General features: G+C 36.6%; 18 protein-coding genes and 4 tRNA genes. 1 reads left to right on the top strand and 21 read right to left on the bottom strand.

Translation table 11 applies throughout. The features are described from left to right. Window positions 1-9: 9 nt before the first annotated feature. The 15 genes from FC90_RS07155 to nagA form a co-directional block, all read right to left on the bottom strand. On the bottom strand, window positions 10-1,434 hold the full coding sequence (locus tag FC90_RS07155) for a flippase (RefSeq protein ID WP_057908562.1): 1,425 nt from the start codon (window positions 1,432-1,434) through the stop codon (window positions 10-12). 59 nt (window positions 1,435-1,493) lie between these two features. Continuing rightward, a complete protein-coding gene (gene rfbB, locus FC90_RS07150; RefSeq protein ID WP_057908561.1) occupies window positions 1,494-2,522 on the bottom strand; it encodes a dTDP-glucose 4,6-dehydratase in 1,029 nt (342 codons plus the stop codon). 15 nt (window positions 2,523-2,537) lie between these two features. Further along, window positions 2,538-3,119, bottom strand: coding sequence for a dTDP-4-dehydrorhamnose 3,5-epimerase (gene rfbC, locus FC90_RS07145; protein WP_057908560.1), 582 nt, complete (start codon window positions 3,117-3,119; stop codon window positions 2,538-2,540). Then, window positions 3,119-4,288, bottom strand: a complete 1,170-nt coding sequence (locus tag FC90_RS07140) for a glycosyltransferase family 4 protein (RefSeq protein ID WP_057908559.1) — start codon at window positions 4,286-4,288, stop codon at window positions 3,119-3,121. The genes rfbC and FC90_RS07140 overlap by 1 nt, the downstream gene beginning before the upstream one ends. Then, window positions 4,288-5,157: a glucose-1-phosphate thymidylyltransferase RfbA gene (gene rfbA / locus FC90_RS07135; protein WP_057908558.1), complete on the bottom strand. Its 870-nt coding sequence runs from the start codon at window positions 5,155-5,157 to the stop codon at window positions 4,288-4,290. Before rfbA ends, FC90_RS07140 begins: the two co-directional genes overlap by 1 nt. Window positions 5,158-5,167: 10 nt before the next feature. Continuing rightward, window positions 5,168-5,881 carry a glycosyltransferase family 2 protein gene (locus FC90_RS07130; protein ID WP_057908557.1) on the bottom strand — a complete coding sequence of 238 codons (714 nt, stop codon included), beginning with the start codon at window positions 5,879-5,881 and terminating at the stop codon, window positions 5,168-5,170. Next, window positions 5,882-6,706, bottom strand: a complete 825-nt coding sequence (locus tag FC90_RS07125) for a glycosyltransferase family protein (RefSeq protein ID WP_057908556.1) — start codon at window positions 6,704-6,706, stop codon at window positions 5,882-5,884. An 8-nt stretch (window positions 6,707-6,714) separates the two neighbouring features. After that, window positions 6,715-7,770 (bottom strand): YveK family protein, encoded by a 1,056-nt coding sequence (locus FC90_RS07120; protein WP_057908555.1) that lies wholly within the window; start codon window positions 7,768-7,770, stop codon window positions 6,715-6,717. After that, window positions 7,767-8,813, bottom strand: coding sequence for a hypothetical protein (locus FC90_RS07115; protein WP_151886724.1), 1,047 nt, complete (start codon window positions 8,811-8,813; stop codon window positions 7,767-7,769). The genes FC90_RS07120 and FC90_RS07115 overlap by 4 nt, the downstream gene beginning before the upstream one ends. Before the next feature lie 214 nt (window positions 8,814-9,027). Then, window positions 9,028-10,644 (bottom strand): YfhO family protein, encoded by a 1,617-nt coding sequence (locus FC90_RS07110; RefSeq protein ID WP_151886723.1) that lies wholly within the window; start codon window positions 10,642-10,644, stop codon window positions 9,028-9,030. Between the two features lie 318 nt (window positions 10,645-10,962). Continuing rightward, entirely contained in the window at window positions 10,963-13,233 is a 2,271-nt protein-coding gene (locus FC90_RS07105) for a peptidoglycan recognition protein family protein (RefSeq protein WP_057908552.1), read from the bottom strand. A 171-nt stretch (window positions 13,234-13,404) separates the two neighbouring features. After that, window positions 13,405-15,639: a glycoside hydrolase family 73 protein gene (locus tag FC90_RS07100; protein ID WP_057908551.1), complete on the bottom strand. Its 2,235-nt coding sequence runs from the start codon at window positions 15,637-15,639 to the stop codon at window positions 13,405-13,407. Between the two features lie 154 nt (window positions 15,640-15,793). After that, complete coding sequence (locus tag FC90_RS07095; protein ID WP_057908550.1) at window positions 15,794-18,778, bottom strand: LTA synthase family protein; 2,985 nt, start codon at window positions 18,776-18,778, stop codon at window positions 15,794-15,796. Between the two features lie 142 nt (window positions 18,779-18,920). Beyond that, complete coding sequence (locus tag FC90_RS07090; protein WP_057908549.1) at window positions 18,921-19,622, bottom strand: GntR family transcriptional regulator; 702 nt, start codon at window positions 19,620-19,622, stop codon at window positions 18,921-18,923. 18 nt (window positions 19,623-19,640) lie between these two features. Beyond that, window positions 19,641-20,780 carry an N-acetylglucosamine-6-phosphate deacetylase gene (nagA, locus tag FC90_RS07085; protein WP_057908548.1) on the bottom strand — a complete coding sequence of 380 codons (1,140 nt, stop codon included), beginning with the start codon at window positions 20,778-20,780 and terminating at the stop codon, window positions 19,641-19,643. 141 nt (window positions 20,781-20,921) lie between these two features. Between nagA and FC90_RS07080 the strand changes: the two genes are divergently transcribed. Beyond that, window positions 20,922-21,839, top strand: a complete 918-nt coding sequence (locus FC90_RS07080; RefSeq protein WP_057908547.1) for a Gfo/Idh/MocA family protein — start codon at window positions 20,922-20,924, stop codon at window positions 21,837-21,839. Window positions 21,840-21,962: 123 nt separating this feature from the next. Here the strand turns inward: FC90_RS07080 and proC are convergent, their stop codons facing one another. The 6 genes from proC to FC90_RS07050 form a co-directional block, all read right to left on the bottom strand. Continuing rightward, complete coding sequence (gene proC / locus FC90_RS07075) at window positions 21,963-22,766, bottom strand: pyrroline-5-carboxylate reductase (RefSeq protein ID WP_057908546.1); 804 nt, start codon at window positions 22,764-22,766, stop codon at window positions 21,963-21,965. A gap of 100 nt (window positions 22,767-22,866) precedes the next feature. Continuing rightward, a tRNA-Gln gene (locus tag FC90_RS07070) sits at window positions 22,867-22,938 on the bottom strand. Between the two features lie 6 nt (window positions 22,939-22,944). Further along, window positions 22,945-23,025 (bottom strand) — tRNA-Tyr (locus FC90_RS07065). 117 nt (window positions 23,026-23,142) lie between these two features. Continuing rightward, on the bottom strand, window positions 23,143-24,603 hold the full coding sequence (locus tag FC90_RS07060; RefSeq protein ID WP_057908545.1) for a peptide MFS transporter: 1,461 nt from the start codon (window positions 24,601-24,603) through the stop codon (window positions 23,143-23,145). Window positions 24,604-24,983: 380 nt separating this feature from the next. After that, a tRNA-Thr gene (locus FC90_RS07055) sits at window positions 24,984-25,056 on the bottom strand. 8 nt (window positions 25,057-25,064) lie between these two features. Further along, window positions 25,065-25,136 (bottom strand) — tRNA-Glu (locus FC90_RS07050). Window positions 25,137-25,228: the final 92 nt, after the last annotated feature.

Genomic DNA, 25,228 nt, shown 5'->3' with positions numbered 1-25,228 from the left:
TTACATCTATTATACACGCTTCATTTTACTTCTTAGCATCTGATAGATATCTTTTAAAATTGGTGTTTTCATGATAATTAATAAACCAAAGTAAATTATAATTCCAAGAGACACTTCAATTACAAGATTAATTAATGAAATTGGTAACCTCATATCTAAGAGATATACAATTACAAACATCGGAATTCCCGCTGCCCAGTAACGCCATGATCCCCTAAATAACATTCGAATGGAGAACTCTTGACCAACATAATACACTTGGATCCCCGTTACAACTAATTCAGCAATAATAGTAGAAACAGCAGCTCCAAACACGCCAAATTTAATAATCAATGGAATATTCAAAATTAAGTTCACAACTGCCCCAGCAATAACTGAGATTGTATATTCTTTATTATGATTAGTTGGTAGTAGATACTGATTCCCAGTAATACTTGCCCATGCAATGATTGGAATGACCATTGACTGAATCAGCAATATTTGTCCGACTGGCGCAAAATTTTGTCCGAAAAACCAAATTGAAAAGCTCTTCGAAACGGCAGCCAGCCCAAACATCAAGGGAATCGATAAGAATGAGATATAATCGAAACTTTTTCGTAATAGGCGTTCGATTTGTTCATTATCGCCATTAATAAAACTGTTCGCTACACGCGGCATCACAACTGTCGCTAAAGAAGTCAGTAACGCAACTAATAATTTAATGATTTTATCTGAACTATCAAAAAAACCTGTTCCTTGAATCGAATCAAAAATCTTCAACATCGGTTTATTCAGTAATGCATAAACATTAATCGCAACTTGCGGAATAAATAAAACTAACGATGGTCTTAAATGCGTTAACGGCGATAACTCGGAAAATTTAATCATCGTCACTTGCTTTCGTAAATATGGCCATAACGTTATATTTCCAACTAGAACTGATAGTGATGTAATCAAGATATAAATAAATAGATCATCTTTACTCCTCACCAACGTAAAAATCAGGACTAACGAAATCGCCTTAACTAAAATATTTCGAGTGACGGTTACTTTGAAATTTTCTAATCCCATAAAGAACCATGAAATATCGAATGCGACAGCAATCAGTGCAACCCCTTGTGCCAAATAATAAGCTTGATACTCTTTTGAGAACCAAACATAGACAAGAAACGCAACGGTTGCAATTGTAATTGACGTTACTAGTAATATTTCTATTTCCCAAAAAGCTTTACTAAGCTTATGTTTATCACCTCTACGATAAGCGATCTCACGACTACCATAGTAATTAACCCCCAATGTTCCAAAGAGAATGAAATATTGAGTAACGGCATACGTAAAGGTGTTAACCCCTATTCCGGTCGGTCCAATAACCCGTGAAATATAAGGCATCGTTACTAACGGAACAATTAAAATAAAAATCTGATAAAGCATATTGTATAAATAATTAAAAATCATGTGCTTCCCCACTTTATCTAAAGACAAAGGCAATGCTTCAGCACTGCCTTTGTTTAGTCCTATTGACCGTTTTTCGCGTAGTTTGCTTCCACGGCTGCTTTTTCTGCTTGCCACCAGTCTTCGTTAGCACGATACCAGTCGATGGTATGTAGTAAGCCTGATTTAAAATCAGTAAATTCTGGTTGCCAACCTAATTCTTCACGTAACTTCGTTGAATCAATGGCATACCGTAAGTCATGCCCTGGGCGGTCTTTAACTTGATCGTAAGCATCTTGGGGTTGCCCCATTAATTCTAAGATTAATTCCAAAACATCTTTGTTATTTTGTTCGCCGTCGGCGCCAATTAAATAGGTTTCACCAATCTTGCCTTTGGTTAAGATTGCCCAAACAGCGCTTGAATGATCATTGGTATGAATCCAATCACGCACATTTTGCCCTGAACCGTAAAGTTTTGGTCGAATACCACTTAAAATATTGGTAATTTGACGAGGAATAAACTTTTCAATGTGTTGGTAAGGCCCGTAGTTGTTTGAACAGTTTGAAATCGTGGCTTGTAAGCCGAATGAACGGACCCAAGCACGCACTAACAAGTCTGAGCTAGCCTTAGATGATGAGTAAGGACTACTTGGGTTATAGCGCGTTTCAGGCGTGAATTTTTCACCAACACCTTCACCATGTCCTGGTAAGTCTTCACGAAGTGGTAAATCACCGTAAACTTCATCGGTTGAAACGTGATGATAACGCACGTTATATTTCCGACAAGCTTCAATCAACGTATACGAACCGATGATGTTTGTTTGAATAAATGGTGAAGGATCTTTTAAAGAGTTATCGTTGTGGCTTTCTGCGGCATAGTGCACCACTGCGTCCGTCTTTTGAACTAAGCGGTCCACTAATTCAGCGTCACAGATATCGCCAACAACTAATTCTACACGGTCTGCGGGTAACCCGGCTAAATTGGCGCGGTTCCCAGCGTAAGTTAACTTATCTAAAACCGTCACGTGAACTTCTGGGTGGTTATTCACCACATAATGCACGAAGTTAGACCCGATAAAGCCGGCCCCACCAGTCACAATAATATTTTTCATAGTGTGTCGATCTCCTTAAATTTCACCGTAAACAAACGGATTGTCTTTTTCAAATTCAGTAAAAGTTGGTTGGTTCGCATCTTTTTCAGACGTAATCGCTTGATCAAAATCGATTGGCCAATCAATGTTTAATTCTGGTGACTTGAAGGAAATGCCGCCGTCGGCTTCTGCATCGTAGTAGCCATCACATTTATACAAGAAATTAACGTTATCCGTCAAAGTTACAAAGCCATGGGCAAAACCCTTTGGTACAAGTAATTGACGGTGATTGCTGGCAGAAAGGATGTACCCTTCCCATTGCTTATAAGTTGGCGAACCAGCCCGGACGTCCACAATCACGTCTAAAACGGCCCCCGTAACGACTCGAATTAATTTTGTCTGTGCTGCTTTGCCGCGTTGGAAATGTAACCCTCGTAAAACACCAGCTTGCGTTGAAAGTGAGTGATTATCTTGAATGAAATCAATATCGATGCCAGCTTCTTTAAAATCACGCTCTGAATAAGATTCTGTGAAGAATCCACGGTGATCGCCAAAAACCGCTGGTTCAATAATTTTAACATCTTGTAATTTAGTTGTTGTGACTTTTAACTTACCCATTATTTATCACTCTCCTTAGTTAATACATGGTCGACAATTTTGTTAAAATCTGTCAGCCATTGATTCCAGTTCAATCGTTTTCGATATTGTTCTAATGCACCGACTGATAATCGATTGTATAGTTCTTCATCAGTTATGACTTCATCAATCTTATCCGCAAATGACGCTATGATATTCTGGCTGTCCAACGGTATTCGATAACCATTGATATCATTGAGAATGTACTCCCCGATACCCCCCGTATCAAATGTTAGCGTCGGTAACCCAAACATACTTGCTTCAGCAAAGACAATTCCCGCGGCCTCAGCTTTCGTGGGCAACAAGAACAAACTAGATTCCTGATAATACTGAATTAATTCATCATAATCTGCCTGTTTTCCCTTATCCAATAAACCAACAAAATGGGTAAACTTAGTATCCGGTCGAGTAACACCAACTACAATCAGTTCATAATGAATGTTGGTCTTTTCATTCAGCCGTTGAATGACCTGCTCAGCAATATCAACTCCCTTACGATGATAATCAGTTCCAACCAGTAAAACCTTAATAGTCTTTGTCAAATCAATTTGTTTTGGTTCTACTGATTCGGTTATCTGTAAATTAGCGCCAAATGGCAATACATTAACTTTGTTTTCTGATGTTTGGTAATCGTTACGTGCACTATCAGCCGCCCAAGAACTTGAAAAAACACAGGCGGTTGCAATTGCTTGTGCCGCTTGTTCCACACGGTTTCCATTTTCGACATCTTTCTTACTCAATCCAAACCAATAATAGTTGTTCATGGTCGCAAAAGTTGCATCGCTCAAGTAAATAATTGGTATATCTGTCTTTAACCCCATCATATAGGTACTCATTGCTGGCGCAAATATGATATCAACTGGATTTTTTTGTGTTTCTTTCGCCAACAATTTTGTTAACCTTTCACCATTTAACCTAGCTTGTCTAATATCAATATTACTGATATATGGTTTACTGGGGCTAAAAATCTTTCTTTGTACGGCCAACCATTTATTTCTAATCTTATCCAGATTACTTACCCCCGGAACCTTTAAAGCAGAAACAGAGTATCGATCATCATTTTTGATTGCCTGCGTCATTTGATACATCGTTCCAGACCAAGCCAATTGATCATCAGTACTTTTCGTTCCTAGAAATAATAATTTAATCACTACTTTTCTGCCACCAATCTCAATAAATATTGACCGTAGTCGTTCTTCTTAAGTGGTTGCGCTAATTCAATGACTTTTGCCTTATCGATGTAATGCATGCGGTAAGCAATTTCTTCTAAACATGCCACCTTCAAGTTTTGCCGCTTTTGGACGGTCGCAATGAAACTACTTGCTTCTTGTAATGAATCGTGGGTCCCAGTATCTAGCCATGCAAACCCCCGGCCCATCAATTCAACATCTAACTGTCCCTTTTCAAGATAAGCTTTATTGATGTCCGTGATTTCTAATTCACCACGTGGTGATGGCTTAATATGCTTGGCAATGTCGACAACTTGGTTGTCGTAGAAGTATAACCCAGTCACCGCGTAATTACTTGCTGGATGTTCGGGCTTTTCGACGATTGATTTAGCATGCATATTTTCATCAAAGTCAACAACCCCAAAACGTTCTGGATCATTCACATGATAACCAAAAACTGTTGCGCCAGCTTCTTTTTGAGCCGCTCTTTGAAGCATTTCTGAAAGGCCACCACCATAATAGATGTTGTCCCCCAAGATTAAGCACACTGAATCGTCACCGATAAAATCTGCCCCAATCACGAAAGCTTCTGCCAAACCATTGGGTTGTTCTTGTACCGCGTATTCGATGTTTAAACCTAAGTCATTGCCGTTACTAAACAATTCTTTAAATCGCGGTGTGTCAGTTGGCGTCGAGATAATCAAGATATCTTGAATCCCAGCCAACATAAGAACTGACATTGGATAATAAATCATTGGTTTGTCATAGATTGGAATCAATTGTTTTGATAAAGCGCGTGTGATGGGGTACAAACGTGTGCCTGAACCGCCTGCTAGAATAATACCCTTCATTATTAAAGCCTCACTTTCTATTTACATACATTAGACATTTTACCATATTTAAACGATCAATTAATTGTTCTGACTTCTTTCTTTTACGTGTACCAGTGACATTATTACCATGTCTTACATAATACATTAATGGCTCATCAATGGACGTAATCTTAAGCTTTCTTAATTTACTAACCTGAAATAACCACTGATCATGCATTACAATGGATTTAGGGAACGGTAAAGCGGCTTCTTTGACTTGCCTAGTAAAGGCCATCATTGCACCTGTATAACCATTTTTAACAATATTACTCATAATCGACTGCGTTGTTTGATTATGGTTATAATGATTCCACGATATATCGATTACATTGCCATCACCATCAACTACTGTCCCATCGTGAACCACTAATTGAGCGCCAGCTCTAAATACCCGCATCACAGCCGATACCTTGTTGTCAAACCAAATATCATCTTGATCTGACAAAAAAATATAGTCTCCTTTGGCCTTTTGAAGTGCTACTTCAAAACTACCGATTGGTCCTTTATTGCTACTATTGATAATCACCTGATGTGTAACAGGATGCTCTGCTAATATTGCCTCAATAATCGCCACTGTCTCATCCGTTGACGAATCATCGACAATAATAATCTCATCGTCAGCCGATAGTTGTTTAACAATTGATTGTAACTGTTTACGAATTGAGCGTTTTCCGTTGTAAGTTGCCATACAAACTGAAATCATTCATTTACCCCTTCTCAATTGACTAAGTGTTTTAAGCGACATTCGCCATAACTGTCGATTCTTAAACTTCAAGAATTGTTTAGCAATTCTTAACAATAGATGCTTTCGATAGTTCTTAAACTCCTCAATATTGTACTGGCTATAGTACAACGTTTCACCCGCTAAAATACTAGCATACCGAGTTGTTGACATTGTGTTTGGTGTCTGAACTGATAATGAATGTTTAAGCTGTGTCTCTAAAAGCAAATAAGGCTGAGCAATTTGATTAAGTCGCCAGAACAACCAATGATCTAGAAAATCAAGCGGGAATGCTTCATTGAAGCCGCCGATTGATTGTAAAGCTTCGACAGATAATGTGCTTCCAGAGTTAATAGCCATTAGTTGACCATTAAATTGTCCCGGTTGCAACACTTGACTTGTCCTTAACGAAATATATTTATCCGACTCTAAAGGGGACACGGTTACTTCATTACTAATGATTGTTGGTAAAATCGCTTTAGCAGGTTGCTTCGAATCCAATTTAGCGAATAATTCATCAAAGTAATCTGTGGATAGTTTTGTATCGTGATCTAGCAATAACAACCATTGAATACCCTTGTCTATAGCAGCTTCTAATGCAACATTGTATCCTTTTACTAACCCTTTATTACTATTATTTTGAATGTTAATAATATTTTTGCCGATGATTTTAGCACCAACTTTTTCATTATCATAAATCACCAACGTTAATTGATTATTCCTAGCATACTTTAATAATAGATCGGCACTTGGCGTGTCAGTGAAACTACGCCGATAAGTAACAATGACTACAACTAATTTCTCCATTTAAGACCTCACTTTAAACCAATAACAACTAGTTCGAAATTGGAAATCTGTTTAAGTTCTTGTATCACTTTCAATAATTGCTTTTTAGTACAATTATTTTCATCAAATACTAAAATTTGTGTTTTACTTACGCCCATCACCATTTTTTCAGAAGCATCAATGACATTCAATTCTGCATCATGCTGTTCGTATAAGCTATCTAAGGGCATTTGAGTCATACCATCTGGCAATATTAATTTCTGATTGCTATAAACGTTAGTAGTACCAACCTTATTCAGTAATGATACGATTTTTGAAAAGCCATCAAAGATTGTTATATCAACTTCAATAGCATTTTCACTCTGTTCTAACCCTTTATAAATGCGCGCAATATTTTCTTTAAACTCATTTTCATCACCAGGTTCATAAAAAACCGCTGTTGGAAAGGCATTTTTAACAATTTCAAAATCATAAATTCGATTATCGAAATATATACGAATAAAAAGAACCATGAAACTTAAAATAACTGCGATTAATCCAGTAACAATGTACAACTTACGGTTACTTTGTCCACCTAATACCTTGACTGTGTTAGCTTTTTCAACCACGGTAGCCTTACCACCTTGTAACTGTTCACTTGAGGCATTAGTCACTACCTTTAAAACAAAATTACTAATCTGTTTTGCTTTTTGAGCAGAACTAGCTGTCGCTGTAATACTCAAAATAGAAGTCCCGTTTTCACTTTCAACCTGATAATTAGTAACTTCATTTTTAGAAAAGTCCTCTTTATTAGTTACTTGCTTTGCAACATTGTTCGCAAAAGAGTCCGAGCCGAGCATTGCCTTTTCAGTATTTAAGTACAACTGTAAACTGCCACCGTCGAGTGTCTTCTTATTATTTGGTGTTAATAATACTTTAGATGTCGCACTGTAAGTGTTAGTCGCCACACTTTTATGACCGTACGCATAAGATCCTGCCCCAAGGACAACCGCAAATGCGACCAATGTAATAACAAATAATCGCCACGAGCTTAACATTCCTTTTAATAACCCTTTTACGCTGTGTGAATGCACTGATAAATTCATTGTATTTCCTCCAAGTCTTTTGATAACACATGATTTGTTAAGTATTCTATTAGATAGATAATAAAGAATAGATAAAATATTCTTTGCGGATCCAATAGTGATAACGTTGCAACAGTAGATGCTAAGTATAAAATAATTAGTAAAATTGCTTGCTTATACCGACCATGTGCCTGGATAAAAGCTGTTATTAATAAGTATCCAAAATAAATCAACCCAATAAGGCCTAAAACTCCGAAAACAACGACTATTCCTAAGATACCGACATCTTCAATAAAATAATTCGCATTAGCCATCAAAACATGACTATTTGCCGGTCCATGTAATAATTGATCATACCTTTTAGAATCTGGAAAACCTAGACCAAACCAGCCATTATGGAGAACTTTATCAGCGTAATACTGGATTTCACCAAGTCGCATGTCAAAACTTAATTTTCGTTTTCCACCAATGAATGAATTGATTAGCAACGGAATCCCCATAAAACCACTAACCGTTATGACAGTAAGTAATCCAAATATTAGACCCTTATATTTTTTAACTGCCATAATGACAATTAACGCCAAAAAAATTAACGTATCGGCAATCATATACATTCTAGTTCCCGAAACAAATACAATATATAAGTAGTTTACTAGTAATAACCCACTATTAATTAATATTCTTTTTTTATCTCTGCAGAGTAACGTATCAATACCTGTCATTAGCATTGCAAAAGAGATGAAGTCAGCAGCATTTGCAATTCTTATGAAGTGAAATATTGGCCCAAAACTATCATAGATTGGATTCAATCCATATGTTCCCAAATCTAAAAAGGTTGTTCCGCGATTGAAAAGAGCTGCCTGTACAATTAGCATCACAGAATAGATAGCACCTGTATATTTAATAACTTGTAACAAGAAGTTAGTATCTAATTCGTCATTAAAGAAAAAGACCAATAATAGATATAGTACAAACATAAAATAAATATAACTATTTTTTAAAGTGACTATTACACTCTGTTGATATGCTCCCTGTGACCCCCATAAAACAAGTAAATACGTCATTATTGAGACTACTATAAACAACATGAAATGATATCTTCTCGGCTTATTTAATCTGTCAAAATTAAAAATAATATTACAGATCAATAAACATATCACCAAAAATATGGTTAATGTCTTATAAACAGTTGAGTTTAATAGAAACATTCTTGGTGTGGTCTCAATAATTGAGAAGAATGACACTTGCAATAAGATGATTATGGTAATTGTAATTCGATTAATTACTTTCATTCAAATTCTCCTCGTTCTTACGCCATCGATTTCCAATACACGTAGCAATAATTGTTGAGACTAAAACGACTATTGACACTACTGTACCTAAGACTTGCAAGAGTGTTGCCCTATATTGGACAGAAACTCTTCCTTTTCCTTTCGCCCTGATACTTACTAAACCCTGATTATTTAAAAATGGTTTCCCAACCTCTCCATTTCCGCCTATAAGCTCTGCTTGATATCCCTTATAATAAATAATTGGCAATCTTAGTTCTGTTCTATTAGTCCCATTAAAATCAAAAATAGTTTTCCCATTTTTAAACTTTACATTATTAATCATGAACTTATTACTCTTATTGTACTTAATTTCTCTTTTCTTAACATAAAAATTCTTAAATCTTTCTGCATTTTGAGGAAGAAATTCAGCAAAACCACCAATTGACTTAGGATCTTTTTCCCAACTTATTTGATTAACTTGTAAATAGCTCATGTATCCTTTCTGATGATATCCCATCGTAGTTTTCACGGTAATAAGCACTGGAATACATATAATCAAACTCAAAATAGTTGCACTATGAATTTTCCCCAAAATAGCTGCACTACAAAAAGCTAGCATCAAAGTAACAGGCTCATATAACCGATATGTAAATTGAATTATATGCAACGGCGTATTATCATAAATAGAGCCAGGAACAAGCGTCGATGAAGCGATTAAAAATAGCAAAGCAGTAATAAATAGCGTTTTCTCAAAATACGATAATTTATTAATACGCACTAATATAACAACACAGCAAACTATTAAAACCGTTCCAATCCCAATTGCATGAGCTTGATTATGAAAGGATTCTTCTATCAGCAATTTTAGTGAAATCATTGACGGTGTTACGTCTAAAGTTGGATGCGAATTAACATAAAATTTTTGGTCAAAAAACTGCTCTAATAATGGTAATAAATAAAAGGCACTTAAACCAGTTGCTAACAAAGTTGCTTTAATCAGCTGAATTACCTTATTTTTATTATTTATTAGTTTTGCTAAATTAAAAACGATTATAAATACTAGCATAATAACTGTGGTTATTGTCGCATTAATGTTTGAGATTAACATCAAGGTCATTGAAATAGCTAAAATAGTCCACCGTTTCTGATTTCCCGCTAGAATTTCCCAAATACCAACAAGAACCCATGGTAGAAAAATAAATGACTGTGCTTCTCCAACCGCCATTCTTAAAATTAAATCAATTAATCTGTACATTGAAAAGGTGTAGAAAAAAGAAAATATTAATGCCCCTCTGTAACTTTTTTTGACATAAAAATAAGCAAGAAAAGCTGATGTCAAAGTTGAAAAGTTTAATAAGCTTAAAAAAAGAACGTATGACTTAGCCAGACTCAATCCTAAACTATGAAGAATAGCTGGTATGTACAACAAAAAATCAGGATAAAATAATGAGTTCCCATATCCATAATGGTTCAACATATACGGATTAACACCTGTATATAATCTTCCGGAAACTAATAGTTTACTTAATGTATCAATTCTTGCAAGATGAAACTCCTTATCCGCCCCCAAAAAAATGGTTCCATCCTTAATACTACTAAAATATAATGTCAAAACACTTGTCAATATAAATAATCCAGTAGTGATCAGTATTACTCCGTTGGCATTCCTCTTTATTCTCATTAAAACATCCCCTTATAAAGGCACCTTTATTAATGATACTAGAGTTACTTTTGAATGAAAAGATTTTTTTCCTCTAACATTAAATCTTATATTTTTAGTTTCGTATAATTTATACTACAAAACTTCAAAAATATTTTGATTTCGTAAACTAAATGTTGATAACCCCAAAATACTGATTACTCATCTATTACTTATATTAGAATTCTCATTAAATTAAAAAAACGAATCAACACAAAATGCTGATTCGTTTAATTTTATATTTTATTTTGTTAGTACCGTTTGTCCAAAAATATAATCAATGTAGTTTCGGTTTCCTTTACGATCACTCGTATAGCGACTGATAACGTACAAATACTTCCCCTTACTTACATTATTCAACGTAATTGACTTTACGAAACCACTATTTTCAGCTTTGTAAATATTAGAATACGCTTTTTTTACATCTGGACGTGCTGTATTGGAGACCATCACTCTACCTGTTTCAGAATTTGTATTTCTGTCCATCAAAATCAAATAATGATATTTTTTACCTTTAGCCGCATTAGTTGCATGCCAACCTTTTAAATTTAAAATATTATTACTTTGTTTGAATTTATCTAAAATAGCTAAGTTTGTCGCGCTGTTATTCATCCTAATAGGGTGGATATCACGGCTTAACCTAACATCCAGATAGTCTTTATTAGCATTCCTGTTAGCCGAATAACGGCTAATCACATAGATGCTTTTATTTCTTAGTTTATTATTCAGCTTAACGTCAACATTAAACCCACTATTTAATGAATTAGCAATTTCAGGATATGCTTTTTGTACATCAACTCGTTTTTTATTATTAATAGATGTTCTATATAATTCCTTATTGGTTATCGTATCCATAAAAATTAATGTATGGAACGGCTTAGCCACGATGTCATCAATTGCGTGCCAACCTGCTATATGAATCTGATTATTATCCATCCAACCTTGATCCATGCTAAATTTATTCTCATTTGCTACTTTAGGCAACGTAATTTGTTTATTAAAACGCCAATCATTTACTAATCCTTCACCGTCTACCTGTGTGGCATATCGTGAAATAACCTTAAATGTTTTACCACTCATTGTCCTCGTAATCGGAATCGTTAATTTGAAGCCACTCATACCCGAATTAGGAATATTGGGGTATGTTTTGGCTACATCCGGTCTTTGTAACCTGCTAATCTTATATCGTTTGTATTCATTACCTTTGCTATCCGTTAAAATTAGGTAACTATTCCGTGCTTTTGATGAAAAACTTGAAGCATGCCATCCTCTAATTTGGATACTATTTCCTTTAATTGAAAAATTATCTAAACTAGCTGCCGTTAATTCTGGAATAGAAATTACTTTTTTAAATTGATAATCTACCGAATTAGCATTACCCGCACTATCGCTAGAATACCGGCTCATAACCTTAACTTTCTTCCCGTATAGATCTGGTGTAAGTGTCAGATTAGCGTCAAACCCAGAGATTAATGAATTAATAACATTCGGATAGGCATTATTGACATCTGTTCTATTCTTCCGATCAATTTTATACCGTTTTAACTCTCTGCCGTTATTTGCATCCATTAAAAATAAATAGCTAAATTGTCTATTCTTTGAATCAGATGATACATGCCACCCTCTTACATGTAAATTATTATTACTAATAGTTGCACTGTTCAAATCACCGATATTTACTTTCATCTGATTATAATAATGCATTACTAAACCAAAAAATTGGCTCGTACTATAACCATACTTAGCAAAATAAGCATCTGGATCTGTATGATCTGTGCCACCAAGGTATTGTGTTACATCGTGGTGCGTCCAAATAGTTCCAACACCATTATGTGCCTGAGCAAGTGTTGGTGTTAAATTATATTTTTTTAATAAATAAGCTGTATACCACGCTGAATAACTGGTTGTCTTAGCAAAATCATTAAAATTGCGAGCTGTCACCATTTCGAACTGCGTAAAATACTTATTTCCAACTGGACCACATCCCCAAGCACCAAAATCAGTATTATGAATATTGAGAATTGTACCCGCATCAATAAACGTATGCACAAAAGCAGACTGCCAACCACCATTAATTTCATAGTTGGCTTCATTCCGAGCACTATAGTTATTAGGATTGTCTGTATAGTGAATGACTACTCCAGTCGGCTTTTTATCAGATGTTTTATAATTAAACATTGAAAAAGCATGTAATTCTTGTGTAACATCTGGATGTTGAAAGTTATTTTTTAGTATATAACTATTTACATCCGGATATATTGAACGTAACTCATTTGACTGTTGCGACTTAGCCTTGGAATCAATTGGCATCCCGACGTCATCTTTATCTGATGTATTGGTTTGATCAGTCTTACCAATTGGCGTTGCTTCTTTTGTATCCTGTTCGGTTAATTGCGACTTCATTTGACTCGGAGTCAATACTTCTGCAGCATTGACTTCGTCCATCTTGGCTAATAAAGCCACTACCGAAAATAATGTTATCCCCACTACTATCTTTGTCCATCGTTTATTCAAAATTTTTCCTCCCCCAATTTAATACAATTAAAATGTAACATATCTTAAATAAAATTTAAATAGCTTTATTTATCTCATTAACTATTATTTGTCCTACCTTAGATTTCTAAATAAAAATGCTATCCAGTACCATTCTTCTTAATTAATTAGAAGTCGATACCGAGTAGCATTTTATTTAATTAATGTTGTTTGACCATAGCAATAATCAATAGTATTCAAATTTCCTGCTGGATCATTTGTATATCTACTTAATACATATACTTGTTTTCCTTTTAGATCATTTGTTACATTAATTGTCGTTGAAAAGCCACTATTTAATGAATTATAAACGTTTGGATAAGCTTTTTGGACATCTATTCTTTTAGTATTTGCCACTTTAACTCGTTTAATTTCTGTATTCGTTTTACGATTCATAAGTATTAAATAATGATATTGTTTCCCCTTAGAGTCATTACTTGTATGCCATCCCTTCAGTTTCAGAGTGTGCCCACTATTTTTTTGAATATCCAAATGACCATTATTGCTATTTCTAGTTTTATTAATGACTGGCTTTATCTTATGGCCTAATTGAACATCCAGGTATTGACTATCGGCGGTTCTATCCTTGGAATAGCGACTAATCACGTATAGTGTTTTATTTTTCATTTTACTTGTTACATTTACGTCCATACTATAACCGCTGTTCAACGAATTAGCGATATTGGGATAAACGTGATTAACATCGGGACGTTGTATATTTTTTACGCTTGTTCGATGAACTTCTCGATTGGTAGCCGCGTCCATAAAAATTAAGGTATGATAAGGCTTATTCGCAATATCATCAATTGCATGCCATCCCTTTACATGAACATGCGAACCATCTACCCAGCCCTCATCAAGATCTGCTTTGTTTTCATTTTTTTGCTTTGGCATTGTTATAACCTTATTAAAGATAACATCACTCAAACTACCCTCACCATTATCTTGGGTTGCGTAACGAGAAAGTACTTTAAAGCTTTTACCTTGCATATCGCGTGTCACCGGAATTTCAACTTCAAAGCCACTCTTTCCAGCATTTAAAATTTTAGGATAGGCAGCGGCAACATCCATCCGCGTAACGCGCGAAATTTTATATCGCTTATATTCTTGATTAGTCGCGGTATTCATCAGAATTAAGTAACTATTTTTCGCATTTCTAGATGAACTTGTTGCATGCCAACCCTTAATTTTAATCTTATTATTTTTAATCGATAGATTATCCAAACAAGCAGCCATTACATTAGGCACATTGATAACTCGATTGAATAAATAATCGGTTATCCCTGAATTACCATTATAATCACTGGCATATCTAGACATGAGCACAAAACTTCTCCCGTACATATCTGCAGTTAATGGGATCTTTTCATTGAAGCCTGAATTTAATGCACCTGCAACATTAGGATAAGCATTTTTAACATCTTGCCGATTCTTACGCTGAATCCTATAGCGTTTTACTTCAGCCTTACTATCAGCATCTAACAAGAACAGAAAACTATTCTTCTCATTTGTGGCATTCGTTGTAGCATGCCATCCATAAACTTGCAATGTATCCCCGCTAACAACAGCACTGTTCAAATCAGCAACATTTACATTGATAACCGAGTTATCCCAGTCGTATAGGTGATATTCTTCAATAATTCGATTCAGACTTGCTGCATAAGTTGGTGAGGTTGCATAACCATCGCTTTGCAGGAGACTCGTGACTTCTTTATAATTCGATTTCCTTAGTAAGTTACTATACCGTGAGTTAACAGCTAAAAAGCGACCATGATCTTCGATACTTTCATTCCAAGTAGGATATTTTCTAAATTGCGCATTGACTGTGATCCAATGGCCGTTATAATACTCCTGAGTTGGCATCAACACTGATTGACCATTATAATCGCCTTTAATACCAAATAAGTTATTAGCTTGCGTTGATAAGAGTGATTGCCCCCAACCACTTTCAAGGATTGCTTGTGCACCAGATACAGAAGGTAAGACCCCATATTTTGACCAACCCGCGATAGCGCCTGAACGAATTCCATCAATAAAACTTTGCGTATCGGTTGAACTCGACATTAACATACGGCTTTTTGCTACTGTATAGTAACCAGGCCCCATTTCCGTATTCTGTTTTAAAATAGTTTCATTATTAAGAACTGATTCCGAACTAGTTACTTGTTTTTTATCAACTTCTTTTTCCATTGACGAGCTGGTTACAGAACTAGAAGTTGAACTGTTTTCTGAGATAGTCGATGAACTAGAGGTCGAACTACTTTTTGAGCTCAATTTACTTGCGACGGAGTTATCCTTTATTGTGTCAGCAGCAATTGCTTTATGGGTAGTCATCGTTACTAATCCAACCGCACTAACCAGGACTGTTTTTTGCAAAATATTCTTCATTTTAATCTCCTTAATTTACACATAAACAACTAACATGATAGCAGAAATATCGTAAGTTTTATATTTCTTTTTAGTTACAGTTTTTAGCTAACCCTTAACAGAAATACCCACTATATCCTAAATTATACTAAGAATATAGCGGGTATTTTTTTGATTAATTTTTATGATTATCGACCTTTTGTGTTGCCCATTTAGCAGAATATTGATTGCCTGCTACTAAATCATACTGTATCAACCGATAATCTCTCATAACTGTTTTTTGATGATTGGATAACTGTTCTCGATTAAGTACTTTATTTTTACGTTTTATGAAGACTTGCGTACCATTGTAAGTGTTTCCCTCCGTTGTCGCCGGGTTGGATACTGCCGCTGGTACTTTATCGCTAACTTCCGCTATCAATGCATAATATGGGGTCGTTTTAATATTAGCCTGACTAAGTGCCAGTGCACTAAATGAATATGGCGCAACAAGCTGATGTCGTTTAGCGTTTTTCTTAGCTGCCTTATTATTATAAATAAAATAATCCGTTTGGTGCAACGGAATCGCATACTCTGACATCGAAAGTCCCGAATATATAGCTGGTAAATGATCGCCATACCAAACAACCGTAATAGGTCGTTCATTTTGATCAAGTTTTTGGATAAATTCCTTAACAGCTGCGTCGGTGTCCTGTAATCGTTGAATATAGTTGTTTACTGCAACAATATTATCACCAATCGCCCCACCTGAAGCTGTCACACCATCTGAACCAACATTCGAATTGACATCAAACGGTAAATGATTCTGCATTGTTGATAATTGTATAAACTGCGTTTTACGATTATCTTTAGAAATTAATCGTTCAGTTTCTTTATAAGCTGATTGATCTGAAATGTATGGGCTAGATGCTACGGTATCTTTATATTTCAATTTATTGGTCTTACTACCATCAAAATAAAATTTTTGAAAACCAAATTTTTTGAATACCGCTTGTCGATTGTACAAACCAGCATTATACGGATGAATAGCTATTTTTTGATCGAACAAGTTCGTAATATTCGGGTTCACTGCCATTTTATCCACTAGTTGTGAATATGGTGTCGCAAGTGTTGGTGATAATGAACTTAAATTTAATCCCGTCAATGCTTGCCATTCCATATTAGCAGTTCCTCCACCATATCCTGAAGACATCATTAACCCCGAAGTTGTTTGTTTTTTAAGCTTCAATACGTTAGGTATCGGCGTTTTAGAGACATTTAAATTTGGAACACGACTTGGATCACTAAAGCTCTCACTCAACACGAAGATAACAGTTTGGTTTTTAGCCCATTTAGCTCTTGATCGATTCATTTTTAAGGCTTCTTGATCGTATTTCTTCATTATCTTGTGAATTGTTGTCTCAGAATACCCGGTTGGTCGTTCCATTATTGAAACATCAAGATTATTGATGTATTGAAGAATTGGGCCGTTATTTTGCGCGCCACGTTCTTGATCATAAAACAATTTCTGAATTTTAAATAACGCGAAAACTCTTGATGGTATTGCATTAGCGTGATTAACAAAGAATAGTCCACTTAACATCAATAAAATTAAAAAAGCACTGATAATTCGCTTCCTAAAGCTGATTTTAACGTTAAAATGCTTACCATATTTCAATTGTAAAATAACTACAATCACTAAACTGATTACAACACCAATTAACCCCAGCGTGATTACGATTGGACTGACCATGTTCACAATATCCACAATATTCTTCAACGCTGCCATATCAGTCGGCAAAATTGGTTCATGCCGTAATATTATTTTCAACGCGGTTGACACTGTCACAATTAATTCTAATATAAATAAAAATCCATAAGAATACCAGAATCTATTAGTTATCAAAAATAATAAGAAGAAAATTAGTGTCATAATAATCGTAGTCAAAATAAGTGCTGACTGACCATTAAAAAAGTAGCTTAGTAAACTATTCAAACTAAGCGTACCATTATTAGATGCAATAATAATTGCTACCGTTTCAATTTGAACCACCGTAATAAAATAAAATGAAACCATTACTGCGATTAAGTTAGCATTTTTTTTAAGTTTTAATTCAATCCAATTTCCAATATCACTTAATGATTTATTTGAATTACTATCAAGCCATCGTTGCATAAAACTTAACCTATGTATCAACACAATACCGACCGTTAATATGCAGACACAGAGGAATAATATAGCTAAATTGACAACTATTTTAAATAACCAAACAAGAGGTGGTAATACCGCTGCTATTTTCAAAGTATGAGTAATATTGGAGATATTAACAAATTGAGTTGATACAATCACAGCACTCACTAAATAGGCAGCTACATAATTCAGTTTAATCTTAAAATCAATTCGTGATCCTTCAAGACAACTAAATATATAAACTGAAAATATAAATGCAAACAGTGAGTATGGAACATTGAATCGATTCATCGTCCCGTAATCACCATGGATTGAGAATGAGACAGTACGCATAATAATTGTCATTCCAAAATAGATAAAACCACTTAGAGCGGTTTTTAATAATAAATGAGATTGTGTGTTAAATCTAAAATATTGAATCCCATAGCCGATTAAAACTAAATAGATATTAAGAATAAGCATGCCACCCATTTGAAAAGACCAGATATCTTTTCCAAATAAAGTTGGTGCACCAATAAAAATTATCGTCAGAACAACCAATAACTGCTTCAGCTGATGTGAATTTAATCTTGAAAAGAGTTTAAATAATAATGGCAAGATGATGAATACCGCCACCGTCGCTGTTGCAAATGGATACGATCCCTGACTAATTGGAAAAAACAACATCCAAAAAAAACTAATATCCGTATTTTTAAATATTAAAAAGCCAAATAAAACTGATACCATACTGGCAAATAAATAGCTAATTGTCAGCCATAAAAGTATTTTAGATAGTTTTATTTTTTTAAAATACTCTAGATGATACCCAAAGTATAATGGTACAAAATTTGTTCCCAAAATACTAAGCGCTAAAATCAATGTATAGACAAGATATGTCATTCCACTTTCGTTTGGAACTGTTACATTCGAAAGCATAATTCGATTCAATAATAATAAGAATCCTGTGATACCTAATGTTAACATATTTATTTTTTTGCTATTATTTCTCACTCTGAATTCCACCTTTATCAAAAATAAAGCACTATTAACACCTTACCATATTGTCTAGATAGATTGAAATAAACTTAATATTTTTATAATCAGTATTAAAAAAGACCCAACCAAGGTAAATTCCTCAATTAGGTCTTTTGCTTTACCGTTCCAAATAAAATTCAAATCGTTCGCCTACATATTGGGTGCGGACATATTCGAAAGGTTCACCGTTTGATAAGAAGGAAACTTGTCGTAATTTCAAGATTGAGCCATTGCGCTTAATGTCGAGATATTCGGCAATTCGTTCTGAGGCAAGTTGAGCTGAGACGGTCTGTTGGGCACCGCCCATTTCATAGCCCCCTTTTTCGGCTAATGTTTTATAGAATGACGACGTGATTTCAGCTTTGCTGAAATCGGCAACTAAGCTTTGCGGCACGGTTGCCACTTCAAAACAGATTGGCATGTTATCGGCATAACGAATCCGCTCCATGCGGAGGACCTGCTCACCATCTTTTAATTGGAGCTTTTCAGCTTCACTAAGCGATGGGTTGGCAATATGAAACGAGATGGTTTTACTGGATGGCTGCTTACCTTGGGCAGTCATTAAGTCAGTAAAACTAGTGACGCCGGACATTTTTTCTTGCACCTTTTGGTTAGCGACATATGTCCCAGCCCCAATCCGACGTTCCAAAATCCCTTCGTCAACTAATGTTTGTACGGCTTGCCGTAATGTCATTCGTGAGACTTCGAAATTTAAAGCAAGCTCCCGTTCTGAAGGAATTCGATCTCCAATCGACCACTTGCCGGCTTCAATATCCTTTTTAAGTTGATTATGAATTTGAATATAAACAGGTGATTCCATGGGACACACTCCTAACTATTAATGTTGATAGCCGTTTCCAAAGCTGTAAGTTGCGACTAAGTTTTGCTGATGGTCTAAGAGGTTGAAATCAGCATCCCGACCTTCTTCTAATTTACCTTTTTGTGTCAAGCCAAATTCTTCAGCTTGGTTAACACTTGACATCATCACAGCTTCAAAAATGCCACAACCCGTAAATGTTTGAATATTCTTGAAGGCATCGATATATGTTAACACTGATCCGGCTAAAGTGCCATCTTCGAGGCGCGCTTGTTTGTCTTTAACGATTACTTTTTGGCCCCCCAATTCGCTTTCGCCTTCTGCAATCCCTTTAGCACGCATTGAATCAGTAACCAGGTCGATGCGCTCTGCCCCTTTTTGTTCATACGCCAATTTAATCATATCCGGGACGATGTGGAAGCCATCGGCGATTAATTCAGCGTACATGTTGTCTTCTAGCATTGCATGCCCTGTCACACCAGGTTCGCGATGCTTAAATTCACGTTGCGCGTTGTATAAATGTGTGACGTGCGTTGCTTTACTTTCGAGCATTTGTTCGCGGGTTGCATTACTGTGACCAACCGAAGGGACGATGTTGTGTGCTAAGCAGTAGTCTTCGAATGCTTTTGAACCGGGATCTTCTGGTGCATAAGTAATTAAACGCACGCGGTTGCCAGATAGCTTGTTCCATTCGTCCAACAAATCAACATCTGGATCTTTAATAAATTGTTCTGGTTGCGCTCCTTTGAAGATGGGTGCGATAAATGGCCCTTCCAAGTGAACCCCTTGAATTAATGGATTTTTTTCAGCTGCCGCTCTAACCCCACGCATGGCATTGGCGATGTTTTCGTTTGATTGCGTCATCGTTGTTGCAAATAAAGTCGTGACCCCTTCGTTTTGCATCATCTTAGTTGCCATTTCGTCGATTTGGTCAGCATCGCCATCCATTGCATCAAACCCATACCCGCCGTGGCAGTGAACGTCAATGAAGCCAGGAATAATTGTCTTACCTTTGACGTCTTGGATCGTTTCGCCAGCTTGTGCCTTGTAGTCGAACATTGGGCCCACTGCCAAAATTTTATCATCGAAACGAATATAACCATCTTCGATAACGTCATCACCTGTATAGATTACCGCATGTTTTAATACTTTTACTGCCATTATCCATCCACCTCTATCTTTAAATTACCTTTAGTATAAATGGTATAGACCAAAAAAACAAGGGATTCTGACTAAACTTTGAACCGTTTTCTTGTTAATTTGCTATACTATATTTATTCATTCATATTAAGGAGTTTATTGATGCTAAAAATCGGTGTTATTGGACTTGGAAACATTGCCCAAAAAGCATATTTACCTGTAATGGCGCAGCTGCAAGACCGAGTTGATTGGGTCTTATGTACCCGTCAACCAGCTAAATTAGCGCAGCTGCAAGCGCAATATCATTTAGAACGTGGCTGCTTGTCATTTGACGCATTACTTGAACAGCCACTTGATGCAGTTTTTATTCACACGCCAACTGCGACCCACTATCAGTATGTTAAACAAGCCTTACTCAATGGTTTACACGTTTTTGTCGATAAACCGCTAAGTGAAAATCCTCTGGAAGTCGCCGAGTTATACAAACTCGCGGCTAGCAAAGAACGTCTCTTAACGGTTGGTTTCAACCGCCGCTTTGCCCCATTTTTACAGAAATTAAATAACTTACCTGATAAGCAGCTGATTAACGTCACTAAAACACGCGTAGCTACGCGTCAACCAACTGCCTTTGCCATTTATGACCTGATGATTCACACTATCGATACGGCGCTTTTCTTGGCTGATTCACTAGGTACCAATTACAAAATCCGACCATACTGTCAGCAGGATGCAAACGGCAATTTACAACTCGCGCAATTAACGATTGAAACACCGCGCCAATTAATCAGTGCCACTTTAAACATGCAAAGTGGCACCAATCAAGAAATCACCAGTCTCCAAACCCCGCACGGGTTATTCACCGTCGATAATCTGACGCACTACACAACACAAGCGGCAGAAGGCAGTCGCATTCAAACTGCGGCTGATTGGACCCCCACATTAGAAACCCGCGGATTTGCGCCAATGATTAATGCGTTTATTACTGCCCTTGAAACCAATGGCGCAAACCCAGTCTTACCAGAAAGTAGTTTGCTCACCCACCAACTCTGCCATTCAATGGTTCACTTTACAAAGGCGTAACGCAAAAAAAGCGGGGGATTTGATACTCAATAAGGTATCGAATCCCCCGCTTTTTAAACGTGTTGTTAAACATATCATCTTGCGTTTAGCTGCGATTATCAGACAACCACGCTCGAAGCTACTTTATTTCTGGCTTTCTAAATCCTTGGCAATTGTTGCGTCAATGCCCTTGACCACTGCCGTCATTAAGCCGGCTTCCTCCATTGCCAATAAACCAGCAATAGTTGTCCCACCTGGTGAAGAAACTTGATCCACTAAATCCCAAGGTGAAACATCACTCATGAGCACGTTTTGAGCACTGCCTAAAACAGCTTGGGCTGCAATCTCAGTTGCGGCCTTTTTCGTTAAGCCATGTTTAACGCCCGCTCGGGCCATCGAATCAATAAATAGATAAACAAACGCTGGTGAACTCCCAGCCAACGCGCTGAAGGTTGTGAAATCTTTTTCGCCGATTTCAACCACGCCACCGAGTTGAGCAAGGACGTCCTTCACACGAGCCAATTGGTCTGCATTGACTTGTTCATTCCCAACAACAGCTGTGATCCCTGCACGGTTGGCCACGTTGACGTTTGGCATGATGCGTAAAATTGGTAAATCTGCGGCAGATTGTTCTGCTAATTTATCAAGCGATAAACCGGCTGCCATTGAAACCATCAATGGTTGATGTGCTTTAAAAGCCGCATTTGTTTCCGCTAGAACCTGTGGCACAATGTAAGGTTTTACCGCTAAAAAAATGATATCGGCTTGTTCAACCACTGAATTGTTATCTGCAACAGCTGTAACCCGTTGTTCAGCCACAAAATCCGCGTAATTCGCTGGATGTCCGCCATGCACTAAAATATCCGCTGTTGCGATTTGATCAGCTTTCACTAACCCTTTAATCATTGCTTGTGCCATGTTACCGACACCAATAAATCCAATTTTCATTCTGCCACCCCTTTTAAGATTGCCTCAAGAATACCGGACTAGCAGTTGAAAGTCAATTCTGAATAAAAAAAAGACATCTATGTAAGATGTCTTTAAAGTATTGGGCTAGCTGGATTCGAACCAGCGCATGACAGGATCAAAACCTGTTGCCTTACCGCTTGGCCATAGCCCAATCAAGTGGAGGAGAGTGGATTCGAACCACCGAACCCGAAGGAGCGGATTTACAGTCCGCCGCGTTTAGCCACTTCGCTACTCCTCCATACGTTTCCTCTTATCGATTCAACTATATTAGTTTACAAAATAATCAACTAAAAATCAACCCCAAAATACAAAAAAAGTCTCAATTATTGCATAAATAATCAAGACTTTTTTTAATTTAATTGACACCCTCCATTAATTTATGGATGGGTTTAACGAAGAAGATTAAGATGATACCAAAAATGGCACTCACAATCCCAATCCCTAAGAAATATCTAATTTCAGTTTGTGGTGAATATAAACGTACAAGTTGTGCATTAACCGCTTGCCCTGCAGCATCTGCTAAGAACCACATACTCATCATTTGTGCTTGGAACGCTTTTGGTGCCAATTTAGTCGTAATTGATAAACCAATTGGTGAAATTAACATTTCAGCAATCTCAACGATGAACCATGAACCAATAAGCCAAAATGGGCTAACTCGACCAGTTGTTCCATTTAATAACCCAGGAAGTGCCATGAACATGTATGATAAACCGGCGAAGATTAATCCTACCGCAAACTTACCAGGCGCTGATGGTTGTTTTTTCCATGTGCTCCACAACCACACAAACAGCGGCGTTAAAAGCATAATAAATAGCGGATTCAATGATTGAAACGACGAAGCAGCCAAACTCATATGACCGATGTGTAGTACCGTTCGATCCTCTGCGAATAACGCCAAGACAACGGAACCAGATTCTTCGATTCCCCAGAAAACAGCAGCAGCAATAAATAACGGAATATACGCCAACACACGTGAACGTTCTTTCTTAGTAACTTTTTTGCTAGCTAACATACGGTAGAAATAAATAATCGGTAACGCAATCGCAACGATTGAAATAATCAAGACAATATTGTCAATATTTAGGTTACCTGTAAATTGCATTGCAGCAACAATTATCACAACTGCAATTAAACCAATAATAATTCTACGAATTACACTTGATAATTCATCTGCAGCTATTGGATCTGTAGGTTTTGAATTGCCTTTACTAAACTGCGAGCGACCGCGGTAATATTGAATTAAACCAAAAAACATCCCAACAGCGGCTAACGAAAAGCCTAAATGGAAATTAATTTTCTGCCCAACTGCACCGACAATAATGGGTGCAATGAATGAACCTAAGTTAATTCCGAAGACAAACATACTGAAACCTGCATCTCGACGACGATCATCTTCACTATATAAACTACCAACCATTTCAGAAACATTTGGTTTTAATAGCCCAGTTCCTGCAACAATCAAAGCAATTGAAATAAATAAAGCTGCTGCACCCATTGGCATTGCTAACGCAATATGTCCCAACATAATCAATACACCACCAATAAAGACGGTTTTGAAGCTTCCCCAGATTCGATCGCTTAACCAGCCGCCAACAACACTGGCTAGATAAACCATTGAACCATAGATTGCCATTACTGACATCGCTGTTGTCTTGTCAAAACCAAGACCGCCCTTATCTAAAGCAAAATACATATAGAATAATAGAATTGCACGCATCCCATAGTAACTAAAACGTTCCCACATTTCAGTGAAGAACAGTGTTGATAGCCCATGCGGTTGACCAAAGAATGTTTTTTCTTGTTTATCTTCCATTGTAATACCCCACTTTAAAACTTTATTATTACGGAAACTAAGAATTTGATAGTTACTAAATTGAATCGACTTGCCGATACAAGAGATCTCTTATCATTCGCTTAGAATCTATAAAGGCTATTATAATCTTATTTTAATCTTAAATCAATTCTTTTTTCAATATTAACCGAATGACTTTCAGCATTTTTTCATCAATTAAAGACACACGATCCTTTTAAACGAGGGATACCCATCATGTTTTTAGAGGATATGCTGTAATGTCAACCATCCTTTTCATTATATTACTTCATGGGCAGGCCAAGTAATATACGAAAAAAGCATCGTAGTTACTGCAATTCCAGTAACCACAATGCTTAATAGGACAATATATGCTAATGATATGCCGGCTGCAGGAGTCGAACCTGTGACCCTCGGTTTACGATACCGATGCTCTACCAACTGAGCTAAGCCGGCATTAACGATGACCCGTACGGGATTTGAACCCATGATACCGCCGTGAAAGGGCGGTGTCTTAACCACTTGACCAACGGGCCGAAATAAAAAACGATTGAAATATCTCAACCGTTTAATGACTCCGGTTGTCAGGCTCGAACTGACGACATCATGATTAACAGTCATGCGCTCT

This window comes from Latilactobacillus graminis DSM 20719, assembly GCF_001436415.1.
GTDB classification, from domain to species: domain Bacteria; phylum Bacillota; class Bacilli; order Lactobacillales; family Lactobacillaceae; genus Latilactobacillus; species Latilactobacillus graminis.
This window is presented reverse-complemented; position numbering and strand designations above follow the sequence as displayed.

Coding starts and splice junctions, on each gene's coding strand:
- proC (WP_057908546.1), bottom strand. CDS start 22,766: ATGAAAATTGGATTTATTGGTGTCGGTAACATGGCACAAGCAATGATT.
- rfbC (WP_057908560.1), bottom strand. CDS start 3,119: ATGGGTAAGTTAAAAGTCACAACAACTAAATTACAAGATGTTAAAATT.
- FC90_RS07100 (WP_057908551.1), bottom strand. CDS start 15,639: ATGAAGAATATTTTGCAAAAAACAGTCCTGGTTAGTGCGGTTGGATTA.
- rfbB (WP_057908561.1), bottom strand. CDS start 2,522: ATGAAAAATATTATTGTGACTGGTGGGGCCGGCTTTATCGGGTCTAAC.
- FC90_RS07060 (WP_057908545.1), bottom strand. CDS start 24,603: ATGGAAGATAAACAAGAAAAAACATTCTTTGGTCAACCGCATGGGCTA.
- FC90_RS07125 (WP_057908556.1), bottom strand. CDS start 6,706: ATGGAGAAATTAGTTGTAGTCATTGTTACTTATCGGCGTAGTTTCACT.
- FC90_RS07115 (WP_151886724.1), bottom strand. CDS start 8,813: ATGACGTATTTACTTGTTTTATGGGGGTCACAGGGAGCATATCAACAG.
- FC90_RS07080 (WP_057908547.1), top strand. CDS start 20,922: ATGCTAAAAATCGGTGTTATTGGACTTGGAAACATTGCCCAAAAAGCA.
- nagA (WP_057908548.1), bottom strand. CDS start 20,780: ATGGCAGTAAAAGTATTAAAACATGCGGTAATCTATACAGGTGATGAC.
- FC90_RS07155 (WP_057908562.1), bottom strand. CDS start 1,434: ATGATTTTTAATTATTTATACAATATGCTTTATCAGATTTTTATTTTA.
- rfbA (WP_057908558.1), bottom strand. CDS start 5,157: ATGAAGGGTATTATTCTAGCAGGCGGTTCAGGCACACGTTTGTACCCC.
- FC90_RS07130 (WP_057908557.1), bottom strand. CDS start 5,881: ATGATTTCAGTTTGTATGGCAACTTACAACGGAAAACGCTCAATTCGT.
- FC90_RS07090 (WP_057908549.1), bottom strand. CDS start 19,622: ATGGAATCACCTGTTTATATTCAAATTCATAATCAACTTAAAAAGGAT.
- FC90_RS07120 (WP_057908555.1), bottom strand. CDS start 7,770: ATGAATTTATCAGTGCATTCACACAGCGTAAAAGGGTTATTAAAAGGA.